This window comes from Kitasatospora sp. NPDC057692, assembly GCF_042799475.1.
Lineage (GTDB): Bacteria > Actinomycetota > Actinomycetes > Streptomycetales > Streptomycetaceae > Kitasatospora.
The window spans coordinates 24,624-42,332 of the sequence record NZ_JBHVIV010000078.1; the positions used below are offsets into that span (position 1 = coordinate 24,624).

At 74.8% G+C, this 17,709-nt stretch carries 15 protein-coding genes; 8 read left to right on the forward strand and 7 right to left on the reverse strand.

Features of this window, described 5'->3' with window-relative positions; genetic code table 11:
• Positions 1-98: 98 nt before the first annotated feature.
• The 3 genes from ACFVFS_RS32180 to ACFVFS_RS32190 are packed head-to-tail and all read right to left on the reverse strand — an operon-like array spanning position 99 to position 3,570.
• Positions 99-1,862: an ATP-binding cassette domain-containing protein gene (locus ACFVFS_RS32180; protein WP_380628361.1), complete on the reverse strand. Its 1,764-nt coding sequence runs from the start codon at positions 1,860-1,862 to the stop codon at positions 99-101.
• Positions 1,859-2,626 carry an ABC transporter ATP-binding protein gene (locus tag ACFVFS_RS32185; protein ID WP_380628362.1) on the reverse strand — a complete coding sequence of 256 codons (768 nt, stop codon included), beginning with the start codon at positions 2,624-2,626 and terminating at the stop codon, positions 1,859-1,861. Before ACFVFS_RS32185 ends, ACFVFS_RS32180 begins: the two co-directional genes overlap by 4 nt.
• Positions 2,623-3,570, reverse strand: coding sequence for an alpha/beta hydrolase (locus tag ACFVFS_RS32190; protein ID WP_380628363.1), 948 nt, complete (start codon positions 3,568-3,570; stop codon positions 2,623-2,625). The genes ACFVFS_RS32185 and ACFVFS_RS32190 overlap by 4 nt, the downstream gene beginning before the upstream one ends.
• A 183-nt stretch (positions 3,571-3,753) precedes the next feature.
• Between ACFVFS_RS32190 and ACFVFS_RS32195 the strand changes: the two genes are divergently transcribed.
• Positions 3,754-5,106: an amidohydrolase gene (locus ACFVFS_RS32195; RefSeq protein ID WP_380628374.1), complete on the forward strand. Its 1,353-nt coding sequence runs from the start codon at positions 3,754-3,756 to the stop codon at positions 5,104-5,106.
• Between the two features lie 64 nt (positions 5,107-5,170).
• Here the strand turns inward: ACFVFS_RS32195 and ACFVFS_RS32200 are convergent, their stop codons facing one another.
• The gene (locus ACFVFS_RS32200) at positions 5,171-6,187 is read right to left on the reverse strand and encodes an aldo/keto reductase (protein WP_380628364.1); all 1,017 of its coding nucleotides are present in this window, start codon (positions 6,185-6,187) and stop codon (positions 5,171-5,173) included.
• A gap of 95 nt (positions 6,188-6,282) precedes the next feature.
• Between ACFVFS_RS32200 and ACFVFS_RS32205 the strand changes: the two genes are divergently transcribed.
• Both ACFVFS_RS32205 and ACFVFS_RS32210 read left to right on the forward strand, forming a co-directional pair.
• On the forward strand, positions 6,283-7,284 hold the full coding sequence (locus tag ACFVFS_RS32205) for a methyltransferase (RefSeq protein ID WP_380628365.1): 1,002 nt from the start codon (positions 6,283-6,285) through the stop codon (positions 7,282-7,284).
• Positions 7,281-8,078: an SDR family NAD(P)-dependent oxidoreductase gene (locus tag ACFVFS_RS32210; RefSeq protein WP_380628366.1), complete on the forward strand. Its 798-nt coding sequence runs from the start codon at positions 7,281-7,283 to the stop codon at positions 8,076-8,078. Before ACFVFS_RS32205 ends, ACFVFS_RS32210 begins: the two co-directional genes overlap by 4 nt.
• Before the next feature lie 87 nt (positions 8,079-8,165).
• On the opposite strand, the gene ACFVFS_RS32215 is transcribed toward ACFVFS_RS32210, so the two are convergent.
• Together ACFVFS_RS32215 and ACFVFS_RS32220 are read right to left on the reverse strand one after the other, a co-directional pair.
• The gene (locus ACFVFS_RS32215) at positions 8,166-8,834 is read right to left on the reverse strand and encodes a GntR family transcriptional regulator (protein WP_380628367.1); all 669 of its coding nucleotides are present in this window, start codon (positions 8,832-8,834) and stop codon (positions 8,166-8,168) included.
• Positions 8,835-8,911: 77 nt separating this feature from the next.
• Positions 8,912-9,667 (reverse strand): alpha/beta fold hydrolase, encoded by a 756-nt coding sequence (locus tag ACFVFS_RS32220; RefSeq protein ID WP_380628368.1) that lies wholly within the window; start codon positions 9,665-9,667, stop codon positions 8,912-8,914.
• Between the two features lie 192 nt (positions 9,668-9,859).
• On the opposite strand from ACFVFS_RS32220, the gene ACFVFS_RS32225 reads away from it, so the two are divergent.
• Genes ACFVFS_RS32225 through hpaD form a run of 4 tightly spaced genes read left to right on the forward strand, consistent with a single transcriptional unit; the run spans position 9,860 to position 14,897 of the window.
• Positions 9,860-11,299 (forward strand): fumarylacetoacetate hydrolase family protein, encoded by a 1,440-nt coding sequence (locus ACFVFS_RS32225; protein ID WP_380628369.1) that lies wholly within the window; start codon positions 9,860-9,862, stop codon positions 11,297-11,299.
• A gap of 39 nt (positions 11,300-11,338) precedes the next feature.
• On the forward strand, positions 11,339-12,259 hold the full coding sequence (gene dapA / locus ACFVFS_RS32230; RefSeq protein ID WP_380628370.1) for a 4-hydroxy-tetrahydrodipicolinate synthase: 921 nt from the start codon (positions 11,339-11,341) through the stop codon (positions 12,257-12,259).
• A 44-nt stretch (positions 12,260-12,303) separates the two neighbouring features.
• Positions 12,304-13,848 (forward strand): 5-carboxymethyl-2-hydroxymuconate semialdehyde dehydrogenase, encoded by a 1,545-nt coding sequence (gene hpaE, locus ACFVFS_RS32235; protein WP_380628371.1) that lies wholly within the window; start codon positions 12,304-12,306, stop codon positions 13,846-13,848.
• Between the two features lie 23 nt (positions 13,849-13,871).
• On the forward strand, positions 13,872-14,897 hold the full coding sequence (gene hpaD, locus ACFVFS_RS32240) for a 3,4-dihydroxyphenylacetate 2,3-dioxygenase (RefSeq protein ID WP_380628372.1): 1,026 nt from the start codon (positions 13,872-13,874) through the stop codon (positions 14,895-14,897).
• 184 nt (positions 14,898-15,081) lie between these two features.
• On the opposite strand, the gene ACFVFS_RS32245 is transcribed toward hpaD, so the two are convergent.
• On the reverse strand, positions 15,082-16,344 hold the full coding sequence (locus tag ACFVFS_RS32245) for a glutamine synthetase family protein (protein WP_380628375.1): 1,263 nt from the start codon (positions 16,342-16,344) through the stop codon (positions 15,082-15,084).
• Positions 16,345-16,803: 459 nt separating this feature from the next.
• Here ACFVFS_RS32245 and ACFVFS_RS32250 point away from each other — a divergent pair, with 459 nt between their 5' ends.
• Positions 16,804-17,604 (forward strand): acetoacetate decarboxylase family protein, encoded by an 801-nt coding sequence (locus tag ACFVFS_RS32250; RefSeq protein ID WP_380628373.1) that lies wholly within the window; start codon positions 16,804-16,806, stop codon positions 17,602-17,604.
• Positions 17,605-17,709 lie beyond the last annotated feature (105 nt).

Sequence of the window (17,709 nt, forward strand, 5' to 3'; positions counted from 1 at the left end):
TCTGTGGGGGCGCGCCGGAACAAGGGGGGCGGTGCGGTCCCGCGCGAGGGTGGGTGTGGGGGTGCGGGAGGTGCGGGAGGCGGGGCGGAGCGGGCCGGTCAGGCGACCGAGACGTGCGCGGTGCCGAGGTAGGCGGCCATCACGGTCGGGTCGGCGAGCACCTCGCCGGTCGGGCCGCTCGCGATGACGTGGCCGAAGTCGAGGACGGTGACCTCGGAGCAGGCGGCCTGGACGAGGTCCATGTCGTGCTCGACGAGCAGGACGGAGACGCCGTACCGGGAGGGGACCTGGGCGAGCCGGCGGCCGAGGGCCAGCGACTCGGCGGCGGACTGGCCGGCGGCGGGCTCGTCGAGCAGGGCGACGGCGGGCCTGGCGGCGACGGCCGCGGCGACGTCGAGCAGGCGGCGGGCGCCGGCGTCGACCAGGGAGACGGGCAGGCGGCCGGGCGGGCAGCCGAAGAAGTCGAGCAGTTCGTCGGCCTCCTCGGCGGAGAGGCCGCGGCCGGCGCCGATGGTGAGGTACTCGTACTGGGTGAGCTCCGGGGCGATGGTGGTGGTCTGGAAGGTGCGGCGCAGTCCGCGCCCGGCGCGGGCGCTGGGGCTGAGCCGGTCGAGCGGGTCCCCGGCGAGCGCCACGCTTCCGCCGTAGCCGCCGACGAAGCCGGTGACGGCGGCGATGAAGGTGGACTTCCCGGCGCCGTTGGGGCCGATGAGGCCGACCACCGCGCCCCGGGGGACGGTCAGGTCGACGGCGTCCAGGGCGGTGACCTGGCCGTAGCGGACGGTCAGCCCGCTGACGGTGAGGGCCGGCTCGCCGGTGGCCACGGTGGCGGGGACGGCGGGCGCTTCGGGCTCGGCCGGGCGCTCGGCGGCGGTGGCGGCGGCGGTCTCGTGCTCCTTGAGGAAGGCGCGGGCGGCGCGCTCACGCTTGCGGGAGCGGGTGAAGTCGGTCTGGCTGACGCCGCTGCGCAGCGCGAAGACGGCGCCGACGCCGAACAGCATGCCGCCGAGGTCCTGCGGCAGGTCGAGCTTCTCCAGGATCGTCGCCATCACGGCGCCGAAGACGCCGCCCATCACGGCGCCCTCGGGGTTGTGCGGGCCGATCATGATGGCGACCGCGAACAGCGCGAGCGACTGCATCATGGCGAAGTTGCCGGGGACGACCAGGCCCAGCTGGCCGGCCATCAGGCCGCCGCCGACGCCCGCGACGAAGGCGCTGATCGCGAACGCGGCGAGCTTGCTGCGGGCGACCGAGACGCCGTGCGCGGCGGCGGCCCGCTCGGAGTGCCGCAGTTCCGTCCAGGACATCCCGAGCCGGGTGCGGTTCAGCAGCGCGAGGCCCAGCGCGATCACGGTGAAGACCAGGACGACGAGGACGAAGTAGGCGCCGTCCTCCTCGAACAGGGCGGGCCGCTCCAGGGTCCTGAGCTCGGACATGCCGGGCATCTGGTTGGCGTTCAGCACGATGTCGGCGGAGACCGCGAAGCCGAAGGTCACCACGGCCAGGTTGACGCCGCGGATGCGCAGCGCGGGCAGGCCGATCGCGACGCCGACCGGGACGGCGGCCAGGCCGCCGAGCACCAGCCAGACCAGGAAGCCGCCGGGGGCGTCGGCGACGTTGAGCCGCAGCACCACCCAGGCGCCGATCGAGGCGAAGGACATCTGGCAGAGCGACATCACGCCGACCCGGCCGACGATGACACCGTAGCTCTGCATGATCACGGCGCTGACCACGGCGGTGATCGCCAGGTACACCCAGTAGGCGGGCAGCAGGGTGGGGACCAGGACGCAGGCGGCGACGGCGGCGCCGAGGCCGGTGAGCAGGGCCCGTCGGTCGCCGGCCAGTCTTTCGGTGAGGCTCATGCTCCCCCGCTCTCCGCCGGGCCGGTGCCCGGGCCGTGGTCCGCGGCCGCCGCGCCGGCGGGCTGCGGGGTCGCGCCGAAGTAGAAGTCGTGCAGCCGGTCGGCGTCGCCGCGCAGTTCGGCGCAGGGACCGTCGTAGGCGAGCCGGCCCTTGCTGAGCACGTAGGCCCGCTCGCCGATCTCCAGCGCGAGGTGGGCGAACTGCTCGATGAGGAGCACCGCGATGCCGAGGTCGACGAGGTCGGCGACGGCCTTCATCAGGCGGTGGACGACCACCGGCGCGAGGCCGGAGGACATCTCGTCGATGAGGATCGTCTTCGGCCTGGAGACCAGGGCGCGGCCGAGGACGAGCATCTGCTGCTCGCCGCCGGAGAGGTGGCCGGCCTGCAGGCCGCGGCGCTTGTCCAGCTCGGGGAAGAGCCGGTAGGCGGTGTCGAGGTCGGCGCCGTCCCGCTGGGCGACCAGCAGGTTCTGTTCGACCGTCAGGGTGCGGAAGACGCTGCGGGCCTGCTCGACGTAGGCGAGTCCGGCGGTGGCGCGGCGGTAGGTGGACAGCTTGTCGATGGGCGTCCCGTCGAGGCTGACGGTGCCGGAGGTGCAGCGCACCAGGCCGGCGATGCCGTCCATCAGGGTGGTCTTGCCGGCGCCGTTGGCCCCGAGCAGGACGGTGACCGAGGCGGGGGCGACGTCCAGGCTCACCCCGTGGACGACGGGGGCCTCGGCGCGGCTGATGTGGAGGTCGCGCAGCGCGAGCGCGGGTGTCATCGCTCGGCCCCGCAGGCGGCGCGGATGGCGTCGGCGACCAGGGCGTGGGCCCGGGCGGCGTCGGTGAGGTCGGTGGCGAGCAGGCCGAAGAAGCCGTGGATGAGGCCGTCGAAGCGCACCAGCGAGGTCTCGACGCCGGCGGCGGCGAGGGCCCGGGCGTACTCCTCGCCCTCGTCGCGCAGCACGTCGTACTCGGCCTCCAGGACGAGCGCCCGGGGCAGGCCGGACAGGTCGCGGGCGCGCATCGGGAGCAGGTAGGGGTCGGCGAGGTCGGCCTCGTCGCGCGGGTACTGGGTGAAGAACCAGTCCATGCTGTCCTTGGACAGGAAGTAGCCCTCGGAGAAGTCGCGGTAGGAGACCCGGCCCTCGTCGGGGTGGGCGACCACCGGGGAGACCAGGACCTGGAGGGATATCCGGGGTCCGGCCTGGTCGCGGGCGCGCAGGCTGGTGACGGCGGCGAGGTTGCCGCCGGCGCTCTCGCCGCCGATGGCGAGGCGCTCGGGGTCGGCGCCGAGGGCGGCGGCGTTCCCGTGGAGCCAGGTGAGGACGGCGTAGCAGTCGTCGGCGGCGGCCGGGTAGCGGTGCTCGGGGGCGAGCCGGTAGTCGACGGAGACGACCACGGCGCCGGCCGCGGCGCACACCGCGCGGCAGGAGTACTCGTTCTCGTCGAGACAGCCGATGGTCCAGCCGCCGCCGTGCAGCCAGACGAAGGCGGGGAAGGGGCCCTCGCCCTCGGGGGTGTAGATCCGCACGGGGATGTCGCCGGCCGGGCCGGGGACGGTGCTGTCCACCACCGAGCCGACGGACGGCAGGGTCTCCGGCATGATCCAGGTGGTGCGGAACTGCTCGCGCATGGTCGCGGCATCGAGCTCGACGGGCTGGGCGGGCTGCTCAGGTGCACCGGCCCGGTCGATGATCAGCTGTGCCTCGGGGTGCAGGGGCATCGTTTACCTCCGATGGCCCGGGTGCCGCTGGGGGTTCGGCACTCGAAAATCGTATCTGATTCCATGTACGTTAAGCAGTCACAATCCACGGTGTCCAGAGCTGGGAGCAAGATGATGCGCAACGGATTCCAGGCCGGAATCACCACAGCTGACCTGGTCATGCGGGGTGGCCGCGTGCACACGATGGACGGCGCCCGAACGGTCGCCGAGGCGCTGGCGGTGCACGGGGGCACCGTCGTCCGGGTCGGCACCGATGCCGAGGTGGCGCCGCTGATCGGGCCCGGGACCAGGGTGGTGGAGCTGCGCGGGCGCTCCCTGCTGCCCGGGATCAACGACTCCCACCTGCACGGCGCCTGGCTCGGCACGATGTGGCCGGACACGCTGATGGCGCAGCTGGCCGCCGCGCCGGCGGACGGCGGGCCCGGCCACGACCACCACGGCCACGACCACGCGGGCGAGGGACCGGCCCTGGCCGCCCTGAGCACCCCCGCCGAGCGGCGCCGGGCGATCCTGCGCACCGGCGAGCTGCTCGCCTCGCTCGGCATCACCAGCTACACCGAGCCCGGCCTCGGCCCCGGCGAGGACGGCGGCCCGACCGGCTGCTTCTCCTCCGCCGTGCTCGCCGAGTACGCCGGGCTGGCCGCCGAGGGCCTGCTGCGCGCCCGGGTGACCGCGCTGCTGCTGTTCGGCCTGCTGGACGGCGCGAGCAGCGCCGCCGACCTGCTGCGCGGGCTGACCGGGTTCGCGGCGCCCGCCGAGGTGCCGGGCTGGTTCCGGGTGGCCGGGGTGAAGATCTTCGCCGACGGCATCCCGCCGATGGGCAGCGCCTGGAGCGAGGAGCCGTACGCCGACGGCGGCCACGGCGACCTGCTGGTGGACGGTGCGGACGCGGGCGAGCGGGAGGCGAACCTGCGCGCGATGATCCGGGCCGCGCACGCGGCCGGCCACCAGATCGGCGTGCACGCCACCGGCAGCCGCACCACCCGGGTGGTCACCGAAGCCTTCGCCGAGGCCAGGGCGGCGGACGGCCGGGACGGACGGCACTACCTCATCCACGGCGATGTGCTGCATCCGGCGACGCTCGCCGCGATGGCCGCCGCCGGGGTGGGCCTGAACACCCAGCCGGGCATCGCCGCCGCGACCGCCCCGATGCTCGCCGGTGCGCTCGGCACGGACGCGCTGGCGCACGCCTGGCCGGTGCGCGACGCGCTGGCGGCGGGCGTCCCGCTCTGCCTCAGCTCGGACGCCCCGGTGCTCGCCCCGGACTGGCGGGCCGGCGCGGCCGCGGCGGCCACCCGGGCCGTCGAGGCCACCGGCCGCGACCAGCGGCTGGCCCTGGCGGAGGCGCTGTACGCCTACACCGCGGCCCCGGCGCGGCAGGACGGCGCCGAGGACTGGAAGGGCACCCTGGAGGCCGGGAAGGCGGCCGATCTGTGCCTGCTGGACGCGGACCTGCGGGAGGTCGCCCCGGCCGCGCTGCCCGAGGTTCCGGTCGCGATGACGGTGGTGGACGGCCGGGTGGTGCACGAGGCCTGAGCACCCGGGCGCACGACGGCCGCGCCCCGGACCCCCCGCGGCGGGGGTCCGGGGCGCGGTCGTGTCACTGGGCCGGTCCGTCGGTGCCCCAGGAGGCGCCGGGGTGGACGACCCCGCGGTCCAGCCAGAGGCCGGCGACCGCCGCGCGCAGCTCCTCCCCGTGCCGCTCCAGCAGGTCGAGCGCGCCGAGGTTGGCCTCGAACTGCTCCAGGCTGCTGGCGCCGAACAGCACGCTCGCGGCGGCCGGGTGGGTCAGTGTGAAGGCGACGGCCAGCTGGGCCGGGGTGGCACCGAAGCCCTCGGCGATCCGCAGCACCTCCGGGTAGGACTCCCGGATCCGCTCGCGGATGCCGCCCGGGTCGGCCCCGATCTTGCGCTGCGGGTGCAGCTTGCCGGCCAGGATGCCGCCCTCGAAGACGTCGGAGGCCTGGAGGCCGAGCCCGAACTCGTCGAAGAGCCGCCCGTAGGGCTCGCCCTCGGGCACCGAGCGGCGGGCCAGGCTGTACTTGAGCTGGGCGAAGGACGGCGCGACCAGGCCCTCGGCCCGGGCGAACCGACAGGCCTCGGCCAGGTCGTCCGCCGACCAGTTGTTGACGCCCCAGGCGGTGAACCGCCCGGCCCGCACCTGCTCGGCGACGTCCGTGACCACCGCGGGGACGTCGAGGGCGCCGAGGTAGTCGCCGACCACCACGAAGTCGGCGCGGTCGGTGCCGACCCGGGCCAACGAGACCTCCAACTGCTCGGCGAAGGAGGCCTTGGGGTAGTCCCAGAGCCAGAGCTTGCCGCAGAGCAGGTAGTCCGCGCGGGAGAGCCCCGCGTTGCGCACGGCCTCGCCGAAGAGGATGTCGGTGACCGCGTTCTCCGCGTGCGGGCCGAAGTTGTAGTGGGCGACGTCGAACAGGTTCACCCCGCGCGCGACGGCGCGGGCGACCAGCTCGGCCGCCTCGTCGGTGGTCATCCGGTCCCAGGTGTTCCACGAGCCGAGGCCGAACACCGGCACCTGCGGGCCGTCCGCACCGAGTCGGCGGCGGGGCACCGCCCGGCCGTCGCCGTCCTGGGACACGGTTTCCGAGTACTCCACGCCAACCTCCTGAGGATCCGATCGGTCCGGCTCTGGCCGCCGGGAAGGCGATCGTATAGCATCCGGCATATTCTTTGACCGTCAAGGAGGACGCGATGTCCCTTCGCCCGGAATCCCCCCGTTCCGCGGACCCGGCCCCGATCGTCGAGGTCGCCGTCGGCTACATGGCCGCCAAGCAGCTCTTCGCCGCCGCCGACGCGAACCTGTTCGCCGCGCTCGCCGACGGCCCGCTGGACGTGCCGCGGCTCGCCGAGCGCACCGGCCTGCCCGAGCGCACCACCCGCATCCTGGCCGACGCGATGGCCGGGCTCGGCCTGCTGGAGCGCACCGACGGACGCTACGCCAACTCCGCCAGTACCGCCGCCTACCTCACCGGCGCCGAGGGCCAGATCGACCTGCGCCCCTTCCTCACCTTCCTGGACGAGATCAGCTACGGCCACTGGCTGGGCTTCGGCGACACCAGCCGCACCGCCGAGCCGCAGCAGCTCGACTTCGGCGGCGAGCGGATGACCACCTTCCTCGGCGGCGTGATGACGTACAACGCCCTGCACGCCCGCCAGCTCGCCGAGCACTACGACTTCACCGCGCACGAGCGGGTGCTGGACCTCGGCGGTCTGTCCGGATCCTTCCTGGCCGAGGCGCTCACCGCCGCCCCCGGCCTCAAGGGCACCTTCTTCTCGGCCGGGGAGCTGGTCGGCCACGCCCGCGACGTGCTGGCTGCGGCCGGGGTCGCCGACCGGGTCGACATCGTCGAGGGCGACGCCGTGGCCGGCGACGTCCCGGGCGGCTACGACCTGGTGCTGCTGGAGCACGTGGCGCACCGCTTCGACCCGGAGCAGAACCTCGCCATCGCCCGCCGGGCGCGCGCGGCGGCGGCCGAGGGGGCCACGCTGGTCCTGCTGGACTTCTTCCTGGACTCCGACGACCGGCAGCGCGCCATCGACGCCCTGCACGCCGGCGAGTACCTGGTGATCGACGGCACGACCGTCTACCCGGAGGACGAGGTCCGCGGCTGGCTGCGCGAGGCCGGCTGGGAGCCCGTGGAGACCCGCGCGCTGCCCGGCAGCCCGCGCATCATCATCGCGGAGGCACGATGAGCACCGAGGACACGCCGAGCACCGAGGGCACGACGGCCGGGGGCGCGGCGGACGGCGCCGGGCGCGTCGTCCTGGTCACCGGGGCGGCCAGCGGCATCGGCCGGGCGGTCGCCGAGGCCTTCGCGGCAGCCGGCGACCGGGTGGTGGTCGCCGACCTGAACCGCGCGGCGGCGGACGCCGTGGCGAAGGAGCTGGGCGACACCGCGCTCGCCGTCACCATGGACGTCACCGACCGGGCGAGCGTGACCGCGGCGCTGGCCGAGGCCACCGGGCGGTTCGGCCCGGTCGAGGTGCTGGTCAACAACGCGGGTCTGGCCGGCGGCGGAGGTCCGCTGATCGACCTGCCGGCCGAGGTCTTCGACCTGGTCGTCTCGGTGAACCTGCGCGGCACCTTCACGGTGACCCAGGTGGTCGGCCGGCAGATGGTCGACGGCGGCCGGGGCGGGGCGATCGTCAACATCAGCTCGATCGGCGCCCGCCAGCCCACCCCGGGGCTCGGCCACTACGAGGCCACCAAGGCCGCGGTGGACGCGCTCACCCGCACCGCCGCCCTGGAACTCGCCGGGCACGGCATCCGGGTCAACGGCGTGGCCCCCGGGCCGGTGCACACCCCGATGACGGCGCCGCTGATGGACGACGCGGCCGCGCGCGGCGCCTGGGAGGCGCGGATCCCGCTCGGCCGGATCGCCGAGACCGGCGACCTGACGCCGCTGGTGCTGTTCCTCGCCTCGGCGCAGGCCCGCCACATCACCGGCGCGGTGGTCCAGGTGGACGGCGGCCAGCTGCTCGTCTGACCTCCGGGAAGCCCCGAAGGGGCGGGAGTCCTCGCGGACTCCCGCCCCTTCGGGCTGTGCGGGCCGTGGCGGGCCGTGCGGTCCGGCTCAGCCGGACGGCTTGGCCTGGTGCAGCGCGTCGGCGGTGGCCGCCTTGTGGGCGCAGGCCACCCGCTCGATCTCGGCCGCGTCGGCGCCCTGCTCGATCAGGTCGAGGATGTGCTCGTGCTCCACCACCGAGCGCCGGGCCCGGCCCGGCACGTAGGTGAAGGTGGAGCGGCGCATGTGGTCCAGTCGGGCCCACTCCTCCTCCAGCAGGGAGCGCAGGTGCGCGTCCGGGCAGTGCTGGTAGATCGAGAAGTGGAAGGTGCGGTTGAGCGCGGTGAACGCGGCCGGGTCGAACTCGTCCAGCGCGGCCACCATCCGGGCGTTGATCTCGCGCGAGGCGGCGATCTGGTCCGGCGTCAGCAGCGGTGCGCAGACGGCCGTCGCGTACCCCTCCAGCCGGGCCAGGATCTGCAGCGAGTGCTCGACCTGGACGGCCTCGAAGACCGCCACCCTGGCCCCGATGTTGCGCACCACCTCGACCAGGCCGTCCGACTGCAGCCGGCGCAGCGCCTCGCGCAGCGGGATGGTGCTGACCCCGGTCTCCTGGGCGAGCTGGTTCATCACCAGGCGGTAGCCCGGGCCGTACGTGCCGTCGAGGATGCGCGCGCGCAGCAACTCGTAGCTCTGCTCGGCCTTCGACCCGCCGGTTCGGTCCTTCGCGGAACCCAACGCCGTTCCCTCATCCTTCCTCAGCACGGCACTCGCCCCCGTGGCGGACCGCCGGGCGGTCCGCGCGCCCCGGGCGGTCACCGGGCGAGGGCCTTCAGCACGACGCCGCGGAACTCCGCACCGGCCAGGGCCCCCAGGTGGTCGCCGGGAACGGTCACCAGGTCCGCCCCGTCAAGGGGAGCAACGATACTCTCGATGCCCCGCGTCATCACATCGTCCGCGCCGACGACCACCACCGGGGCCGTCCGGCCGGCCCAAACCCCCGGCGTGAAGGGGGTGTTGCGCAGGCCCTCGACGCAGCGGGCGAGAGCGGCGGCGCGCTCGCCGCGGGAGCGGACCAGGCCGGCGATCATCCCGGTGAAGGGATCGGCGGGCTCACCGCCGTCGGCGACGGCGCGGTGCAGCGCCTCGACGTCGACGCCGGCGAACGGCTCGAACGGGCTGAGCCCGCCGAGCACGACCCGGCCCACCCGTCCGGGCGCGGCCGCCGGGAACTCCCAGGCCAGCCGGGCGCCGAGGGAGTAGCCGACGAGGTCGAACTCCCCCACCCCGGCGGCGTCCAGGGCCGCCAGCAGCCGGGCGGTCAGCGCGCCCGCGCCCGCCTCGGCGGCGTCGGCCGGGTCCGGCGAGGCGCCGTGCCCGGGCAGGTCCGGCACCAGCACGGTGCGCCCGGTGGCGGCGATCGCGGCGGCGGTGCCCGGCGCGATCCAGTCGGCCTCCCCGTCGGAGGCGAAGCCGTGCAGCAGGACGACGGGCGGCTCGCCTCCGGGGCCGCCTCCGTCGCCCTCCTCCGGCGTGATGATCCGCACCGCCAGGTCGTCGCTCGGGTTCATGAGCACTGCACCTCTCCCCTGCTTTCGCATACGATTTTTGATAGTACTGCACGCCCACCCGCCCCGTCATGATCTCGACAGGGCCGGTCTGCATCCGCGGATCATGTACGAAGTCACATCCGATCAACCATGGTCAGGGTCGATCACGTCCGCTATCGTGCATGATGCCGTATACGATTCTAGGAGGGCAATGTGGCACACCCCCTCGGACTGGCGCCGGGAAAGATCATCGCGGTGCACCTCAACTACCGCAGCCGCGCGGCCGAGCGCGGGCGGACCCCCGACGCCCCCTCCTACTTCCTGAAGCCCCCCTCCTCGCTCTCCTGGAGCGGACGGCCCGTCGTCCGGCCGGCCGGCTGCGAACTGCTCGCCTTCGAGGGCGAGATCGCGGTGGTCATCGGCAAGCGGGCGCGGCACGTCCCCCGCGAGCGGGCCCTGGAGCACGTGGCCGGCTACGCCGCCGCCAACGACTTCGGCGTCTACGACCTCAAGCACGCCGACCTCGGCGCCAACCTGCGGGCCAAGGGCCGCGACGGCTACACCCCCGTCGGCCCGGCGCTGCTGACCGGCGTCGACCCCGCCCGGCTGCGGCTGCGCACCTGGGTCAACGGCCTGCTCGTCCAGGACGCCTCCACCGAGGAACTGCTCTTCCCCGTCGACCTGCTGATCGCCGACCTGTCCCGCTCGACCACCCTGGAGCCGGGCGACGTGCTGCTCGTCGGCACCCCGGCCGGCTCCACCGTCGTCCACCCCGGCGACGTGGTCGAGGTCGAGCTGGAGGAGAGCGGCCGGCTGCGCAACGAGGTGGTCGCCGAGGAGCCCGGCGTCACCGAGTACGGCGCGCTGCCCCGGGCCACCGAGACCGCCCGGCAGGCCGCGTACGGCTCCGTCCCGCCGCCCGCGCCCGCCGCCGGGCAGGCCCAGGGCGCCCCCGTCGGGCTGGACGAGGAGACCGCCGCCCTGCTGCGCACCGTCTCCACCGCGACCCTCTCCGCCCAGCTGCGCAAGCGCGGCATCGACCACCACTTCATCGAGGGCGTCCGCCCGGCCCGCCCCGACCTGCGGATGGTGGGCACCGCCCGCACCCTGCGCTACCTGCCGCTGCGCGAGGACGTGTTCGCCGAGATCGGCGGCGGGATGAACGCCCAGAAGCGCACCGTCGAGGAGCTGCAGCCCGGCGAGGTGCTGGTGATCGGCGCCCGCGGCGAGCACGGCTCCGGCACCCTCGGCGACATCCTGGCGCTGCGCGCGCTGCGCCGCGGCGCGGCCGGCGTGGTGACCGACGGCGGCCTGCGCGACAGCCCCTCCTTCGCCGGCCTCGACCTGCCCTCCTACTACGCCGGTCCGCACGCCGCCGTGCTCGGCCGCCGGCACGTCCCGATGGACTCCCAGGTGCCGGTGGACTGCGGCGGGGTGCTGGTGATGCCCGGCGACGTACTGGTCGGCGACGCCGAGGGCGTCGTGGTGATCCCGCCCGCGCTGGCCGCCGAGGTCGCCCGGGACGCCGCCGCCCAGGAGGACGAGGAGCGCTTCGTCCTGCGGCAGGTGGACGGCGGCGCCGGGATCGACGGCCTCTACCCGATGAACGCGCACTGGCGCGCCCGCTACGAGCGCGAGCGCCAGGGCGACTGACCCTCCTCCCACCTCCCCCACTCCCCCCACGGAGACCCGATGAAGTTCCGAAGCGACCCGTCCGTGATCCGCGGCTCCCTCGCCCCCGTGGTCACCCCCTTCACCGCCGAGGGCGCCGTCGACCACGACTCGCTGCGCGCCCTGGTCCGCTGGCAGCTCGACTCCGGCTCGCACGGCATCTCGCTGGGCGGCTCCACCGGAGAGCCGAGCGCGCAGAGCGTCGCCGAGCGGATCGCCGCGATGCGCACCGCCGCCGACGAGATCGCCGACCGGGTGCCGTTCCTGCCCGGGACCGGCTCCGCCAAGCTCGACGAGACCCTCGAACTCACCGCCGCCGCGGCCGAACTCGGCGCCGACGCCGCCCTGGTGATCACCCCCTACTACGCCCGGCCCACCCAGGAGGCGCTGTACCGCTGGTACGCCACCGTGGCCCGGGAGTTCCCGGACCTGCCGCTGGTCGTCTACAACGTGCCCTCGCGCACCGCCGTGGCCATCGAGCCCGAGACGGTGCGCCGGCTGTTCACCGACTTCGACAACATCGTCGGCGTCAAGGAGACCACCAAGGACTTCGAGCACTTCTCCCGGGTGATCCACGCCTGCGGCCCCGAGCTGCTCGTCTGGTCCGGCATCGAGCTGCTCTGCCTGCCGCTGATGGCGCTCGGCGGGGCCGGCTTCATCAGCGCGGTCGCCAATCTGGCGCCCGCCGCGGTGGCCCGGATGTACGAGCTGTGGGAGCAGGGCGACCACGCCGGCGCCCGCGAGCTGCACTACCGGCTCCACCCGCTGGTCGACCTGCTGTTCGTGGAGACCAACCCGGCCCCGGCCAAGTGGGTGCTGGCCCGGCAGGGCCGGATCGCCTCCGAGCACGTCCGCCCGCCGCTCACCGCGCCCACCGAGGCCGGCCTGGAGCGGATCCGCGCGCTGCTCGCGGCCGGCGGCGACCTCACCCAGCAGCTGTGACCCCGGTGCCGAGCACCCCGCCCACCCCGAGAGCAGGAGACGAGATGACCACCACCACCGAGGCGGCCCCGCAGGCCGCCGCCGACCCGGCCGGCGCCCCGGCCCGCCCCGCCGGTCTGCCCGGCGAGATCCTGCACTGGATCGGCGGCGAAGCCGTGCCGTCCGCCGACGGCCGGGTGCTCGACGTCGCCGACCCGGTCTCCAACACCGCCTACGCCACCCTCGCGGCGGGCGCGGCGGCGGACGTCGACCGGGCGGTGGCCGCAGCCCGGGCCGCGTTCCCGGCCTGGTCGGCACTCGGCAACCGCGAGCGGGCGACCGTGCTCAACCGGATCGCCGACGCGGTCGAGGCCCGCGAGGAGGAGCTGGCCGCCTTCGAGTCCTTCGACACCGGCCTGCCGATCACCCAGGCGCGCGGCCAGGCCCGGCGCGCCGCCGAGAACTTCCGCTACTTCGCCGACGTGATCGTGGCCCTCGGCGAGGAGGCCTTCCGGGTCGGCTCCCAGCAGCTCAACTACGTGGTGCGCACCCCGGTCGGCGTGGCCGGGCTGATCACCCCGTGGAACACCCCGTTCATGCTGGAGAGCTGGAAGCTGGCGCCGGCCATCGCCTCCGGCTGCACCCTGGTGCTCAAGCCCGCCGAGTGGACGCCGCTGTCGGCGAGCCTGTGGCCGAGCATCCTCGCCGAGGCGGGCCTGCCGGCCGGCGTGGTCAACATCGTGCACGGCCTCGGCCCGGAGGCCGGCCAGGCGCTGGTGGACCACCCGGACGTGCCGATCCTCTCCTTCACCGGCTCCACCGCCACCGGCCGGCACATCGTGCGCTGCTCGGCGGACCGGCTGAAGACCGTCTCGATGGAGCTGGGCGGCAAGTCCCCGGTCGTGGTCTTCGCGGACGCCGACGTCGAGGCGGCCCTGGACTCGGTGGTGTTCGGCGTCTTCTCGCTCAACGGCGAGCGCTGCACGGCCGGCTCCCGGGTCCTGGTGGAGCGCCCGCTGTACGAGGAGTTCACCCGCCGCCTGGCCGAGCGGGCCGAGCGGGTCCGGGTCGGGCTGCCCGGCGACCCGGCCACCGAGGTCGGCGCGCTGGTGCACCCGGTGCACTACCGCCGGGTGCTGGACTACGTCGAGGCCGGGCGCACCGAGGGGCGGCTGGTGGCCGGCGGCGACCGCCCGGCGCACCTGCCGGAGGGCAACTACCTGCGGCCCACCGTCTTCGCGGACGTGCCGCGCGACGCCCGGATCTTCCAGGAGGAGATCTTCGGCCCCGTCGTGGCCCTCGCCCCGTTCGACGACGAGCACGAGGCCATTGACCTGGCCAATGCCACCGCATACGGTCTGGCCGCATACGTGTGGACGTCCGACCTCAAGCGGGGTCACCGGGTCGCCCACGCGGTGGAGTCCGGCATGGTCTGGATCAACTCGCACAACGTCCGCGACCTGCGCACCCCGTTCGGCGGGGTGAAGGCCAGCGGCCTCGGCCGCGAGGGCGGTGCGCACAGCATCGACTTCTACACCGAGTCCAAGATCGTCCACGTGATGCTCGGGGACGTCCACACCCCGCGCTTCGGCGCCGACGAGCAGCACTGAACCCGCAGATGGAGGTCACGGAGATGCCCACCCCGCCGGACGTCGTACGCTCCGCCTACGCCCAGCTCGTCGTCACCGACCTGCCCCGGGCCCGCTGGTTCTGGGTCGACATGCTGGGCTTCCACGTCCAGTACGAGGACGACCGCGCGCTGTACCTGCGCGGCACCGACGAGCTCACCCACCACAGCCTGGTGCTGCGGACGGGCGAGGCCCCCGCGCTGGACCACATCGCCTACCGGGTCCGCACCCCCGAGGACGTGGACCGCGCCGAGGAGTTCTTCACCGCGCTCGGCTGCCCGGTGCGCCGGGTGCCGGCCGGCACCGGGACGCGCGGCGTCGGCGACGCGGTGCGCGTGCTGGACCCGCTCGGATTCCCGGTCGAGTTCTTCCACGCGATCGACCGGGCCGAGCGCCTCATCCAGCGCTACGACCTGCGGCGCGGCGCGGAGGTCGCGCGGATGGACCACTTCAACATCGTGGTGCCGGACATCCCCGCCGCCTACGAGCACTACCGATCGCTGGGCTTCGGCTGCTCGGAGACCATCGAGGGCGACGAGCACGAGCTGTACGCGGCCTGGATGTTCCGCAAGCAGACCGTGCACGACGTCGCCTTCACCAGCGGCGCCGGGCCGCGGCTGCACCACGTCGGGGTGTTCGCCCCCGAGGCGCACCAGGTGCTGCGCACCGCCGACATCTTCGGCTCGCTGCGGGCCGAGCACCACATCGAGCGCGGGCCCGGGCGGCACGGCGTCTCCAACGCCTTCTACCTGTACCTGCGCGACCCGGACGGCCACCGGGTGGAGATCTACACCTCCGACTACTACACCGGCGACCCGGACCACGAGACCTACCGCTGGAACGTGCACGACGACCGGCGCCGGGACTTCTGGGGCAACGCCGTCATCGAGTCCTGGTACAAGGAGGCGGTGCCGGTGCTGGACCTCGACGGCAAGCCGCTGCCGGTGGTCTCGGCGGCACTGGACGAGTCGGCCGTGCAGGTCGGCGCGGACGGGCTGGGGATCATCCCGGCGCCCGCCGCCGAGCGCTGATCCCTCCGCGCGCCGATCCGCGCTCGCGCCGCCCCGGGCCCGCCGGCCCGGGGCGGCGCTGTCGTTCCGGGCCGAGGACGTTCCAGGCTGAGGACGTTCCAGGCCGCTGTCGTTCCCGCCTCCGGGCGAACGACGAGGCCCCGCCGCCCGGGGGCCGGGGCGGCGGGGCCGTCGGGGGAGGTGCTCAGAGGTGGTAGCCGTACTCGCGGAACTCCCAGTCGGTGACGTACCGGGCGAAGCGCTCCAGCTCGGCGCGCTTGAAGGCGAGGAAGGCCGAGACGAAGCCCTTGCCCAGTACCTCGCAGAGGGCCGCGTCGGCCTCCAGCGCGTCCAGCGCCGCGCCCAGCGAGCCGGGCAGCACCGGCGCCTTCGCGGGGTCGTAGCCGTAGCCCTCCAGCGGCGCGGGCGGCTCCACGGCCTCCTCGACGCCGAGCGCCAGGGCGGCGACCAGGCCGGCGACGGCGAGGTGGGCGTTGGCGCTGGCGTCGCCCAGGCGCACCTCCAACCGGGTCGAGCCGCCGCGCTCCGGGGGGATCCGCACCATCGCGCTGCGGTTGTCCAGGCCCCAGTCGATCAGCCAGGGCGCCAGGGTGTCGGGACCGAACCGCTTGTAGGAGTTCACCGTGGGGTTGAGCAGCGCGGCGAGCGCCGGGGCGTGCCGCAGGACGCCGCCGACGGCGTGCCGGGCGGTGGCGGACAGGCCGTCGGGCGCACCGGGGTCGGCGAAGACGTTGCGCCCCTCGCCGTCCAGGCAGGAGACGTGCAGGTGGAAGCCGGAGCCGCCCTCGGCGTTGAACGGCTTGGCCATGAAGGTGGCCAGCCGGCCCTCGGTCCGGGCGGCCTCCTTGACCGCGGCCTTGAAGCGGAAGGCCCGGTCGGCGGCGTCGACGGCCTCGGAGTGGGTCAGGTTGATCTCGAACTGGCCGCCGGAGAACTCGTGGTTGCCCATGGTGGCGCCGATGCCGAGCCCGGCGAGCAGGCGCAGGGTGCGCAGCAGGTGGCCGTCCGGGTCGCCGCGCCGGCCCGCGACGTAGACGTTGCCCGGCGCGCCCGCGTACGGGCGCCAGCCGCTCGGGGCGGCCGGGTCGGGCTCGCAGAGGAAGTACTCCAGCTCCGGTCCGACGACCGCGGTCAGGCCGAGCCCGGCGAGGCGCCCGGTGACGGCGTGCAGGACCTCGCGGGGGGACTCCGGGCACGGGCGGCCGGTACCCGGTTCGGTGGTGCGGCCGAGGCACCAGGCGACGCCGGGCTCCCAGGGCAGCGGGACCAGGGTGGCGAGGTCGGGGTGGACGGTGATGTCGGGCAGGCCGGCGTCGAGGCCGCCCTCGACCGGGACGACCTCGCCCAGCGGTCCGGTGTGGTAGATGGCGCGGCAGAAGGCGAGGCCGTGGCGGACGGCGGCGGGCAGGGCGTCGACCAGGACGTCGCGGCCGCGGTCGGTGCCCATGAGGTCCGGGTAGGTGATCCGGACGACGTCGATGCCGCGGGCCTTCAGGTCGGCGGCCACGGCCTCGGGGCTCCGCCCTGCGGGGTCCTGCGCGGCGGGATCCTGCGCGGCGGGGTCCGGCACGGCGGCGGGGTCCTGGGCGGCGGGGGCGGCTTCGGGGATGGCGACCGGGTCGGTCACTGCGGGCCTCCTCGTGAGGCGGGCGTGGGGGGTGGGGAGTTCACCGTGGTCCGGGCGGGCGAACGGTCAGCTCCGGCCCGGGACTCTCGTTTGGGATCAAACAGTAGGCCCGACCGGCACCGCCGGACAAGCCCCCCGGGCGGATCCGCGCGATCCGTCCGGACGGGGTGACAGCCGGCCCGCCAGGGCATATCGTATGGCCCCAAACGAGAGACCGTGCGGCGCCGCTCCGAGCCGCCGCCGTCCGCTCTCCCCGGCCCCCGCGATCCAGGAGGTGCCGTGGCCACCGTGCACGGCTTCTTTCACCCCAGGACGGCCACCGGCCGCTCCTCGCTCGTCCCGTCCCCGCCCTGGCACTACTCGGGCGACCTGCTGACCATCGAGTACCGCACCGACCCGGCCCGGGTCGCCGAACTGCTGCCCGCGCCGCTCGGCCTCGCCGAGGAGGACCCCGGAGCCGTCGCGCTGATCTGGGCCGACTGGCAGTCCTGCGCCGCCGACGGCGCCGAACTGCTCGACCCGGTCCGCTCCCAGTACAAGGAGTGCTTCGCCGTGGTGCGCTGCTCCTACCGGGGCCGCACCTACTCGCGCTGCGTCTACATCTGGGTGGACAAGGACTTCGCCATCGCGCGCGGCCTGCACCAGGGCTACCCGAAGAAGCTCGGCTCGATCCACCAGACCCGCCCGCACCCCTACGGCCCGGCCCCTCGGATCGGGGCCGGCGCCCGGTTCGGCGCCACCCTCGCCGCGGCCGACCGGCGGCTCGCCCAGGCGGTGGTGACGCTGGAGGAGGAGTCGGCGACCAACGGCTTCGTCAACGGCCACCCGATGGCCCACCACCGCCAACTGCCCGCCATCGACCGGCCGGGCGTGCTCGCCCTGGACGAGCTGGTCGAGAGCGGGGCCGCCGCCTTCGAGGCCGGACCGGCCTGGCGCGGCACGGCCGAGCTGGAGCTGTTCGAGGCGCCGACCGAGGAACTGGCGGCACTGCGGATCGAGGAGCCGATCGGCGCCTACTACCGGCAGGTCGGGGTGGTCTGGAACGGCGGCCGCCTGCTGGAGTCCGCCGCCGGCGGCTGAGGCCGCCGACCGCGACCCCCTGCGGCGCCGTGCGGGCCCCCGCCCCCCCCCCGCCCCCCCCCCCGAGGAACGGGGGCAAATGGAAGCCCCCCGCCCCCGCATGGG

Coding starts and splice junctions, on each gene's coding strand:
- ACFVFS_RS32220 (WP_380628368.1), bottom strand. CDS start 9,667: ATGAACCCGAGCGACGACCTGGCGGTGCGGATCATCACGCCGGAGGAG.
- ACFVFS_RS32180 (WP_380628361.1), bottom strand. CDS start 1,862: ATGAGCCTCACCGAAAGACTGGCCGGCGACCGACGGGCCCTGCTCACC.
- dapA (WP_380628370.1), top strand. CDS start 11,339: ATGAAGTTCCGAAGCGACCCGTCCGTGATCCGCGGCTCCCTCGCCCCC.
- ACFVFS_RS32190 (WP_380628363.1), bottom strand. CDS start 3,570: ATGCCCCTGCACCCCGAGGCACAGCTGATCATCGACCGGGCCGGTGCA.
- ACFVFS_RS32245 (WP_380628375.1), bottom strand. CDS start 16,344: ATGGGCACCGACCGCGGCCGCGACGTCCTGGTCGACGCCCTGCCCGCC.
- ACFVFS_RS32210 (WP_380628366.1), top strand. CDS start 7,281: ATGAGCACCGAGGACACGCCGAGCACCGAGGGCACGACGGCCGGGGGC.
- hpaE (WP_380628371.1), top strand. CDS start 12,304: ATGACCACCACCACCGAGGCGGCCCCGCAGGCCGCCGCCGACCCGGCC.
- ACFVFS_RS32185 (WP_380628362.1), bottom strand. CDS start 2,626: ATGACACCCGCGCTCGCGCTGCGCGACCTCCACATCAGCCGCGCCGAG.
- ACFVFS_RS32205 (WP_380628365.1), top strand. CDS start 6,283: ATGTCCCTTCGCCCGGAATCCCCCCGTTCCGCGGACCCGGCCCCGATC.
- ACFVFS_RS32195 (WP_380628374.1), top strand. CDS start 3,754: ATGGACGGCGCCCGAACGGTCGCCGAGGCGCTGGCGGTGCACGGGGGC.
- hpaD (WP_380628372.1), top strand. CDS start 13,872: ATGCCCACCCCGCCGGACGTCGTACGCTCCGCCTACGCCCAGCTCGTC.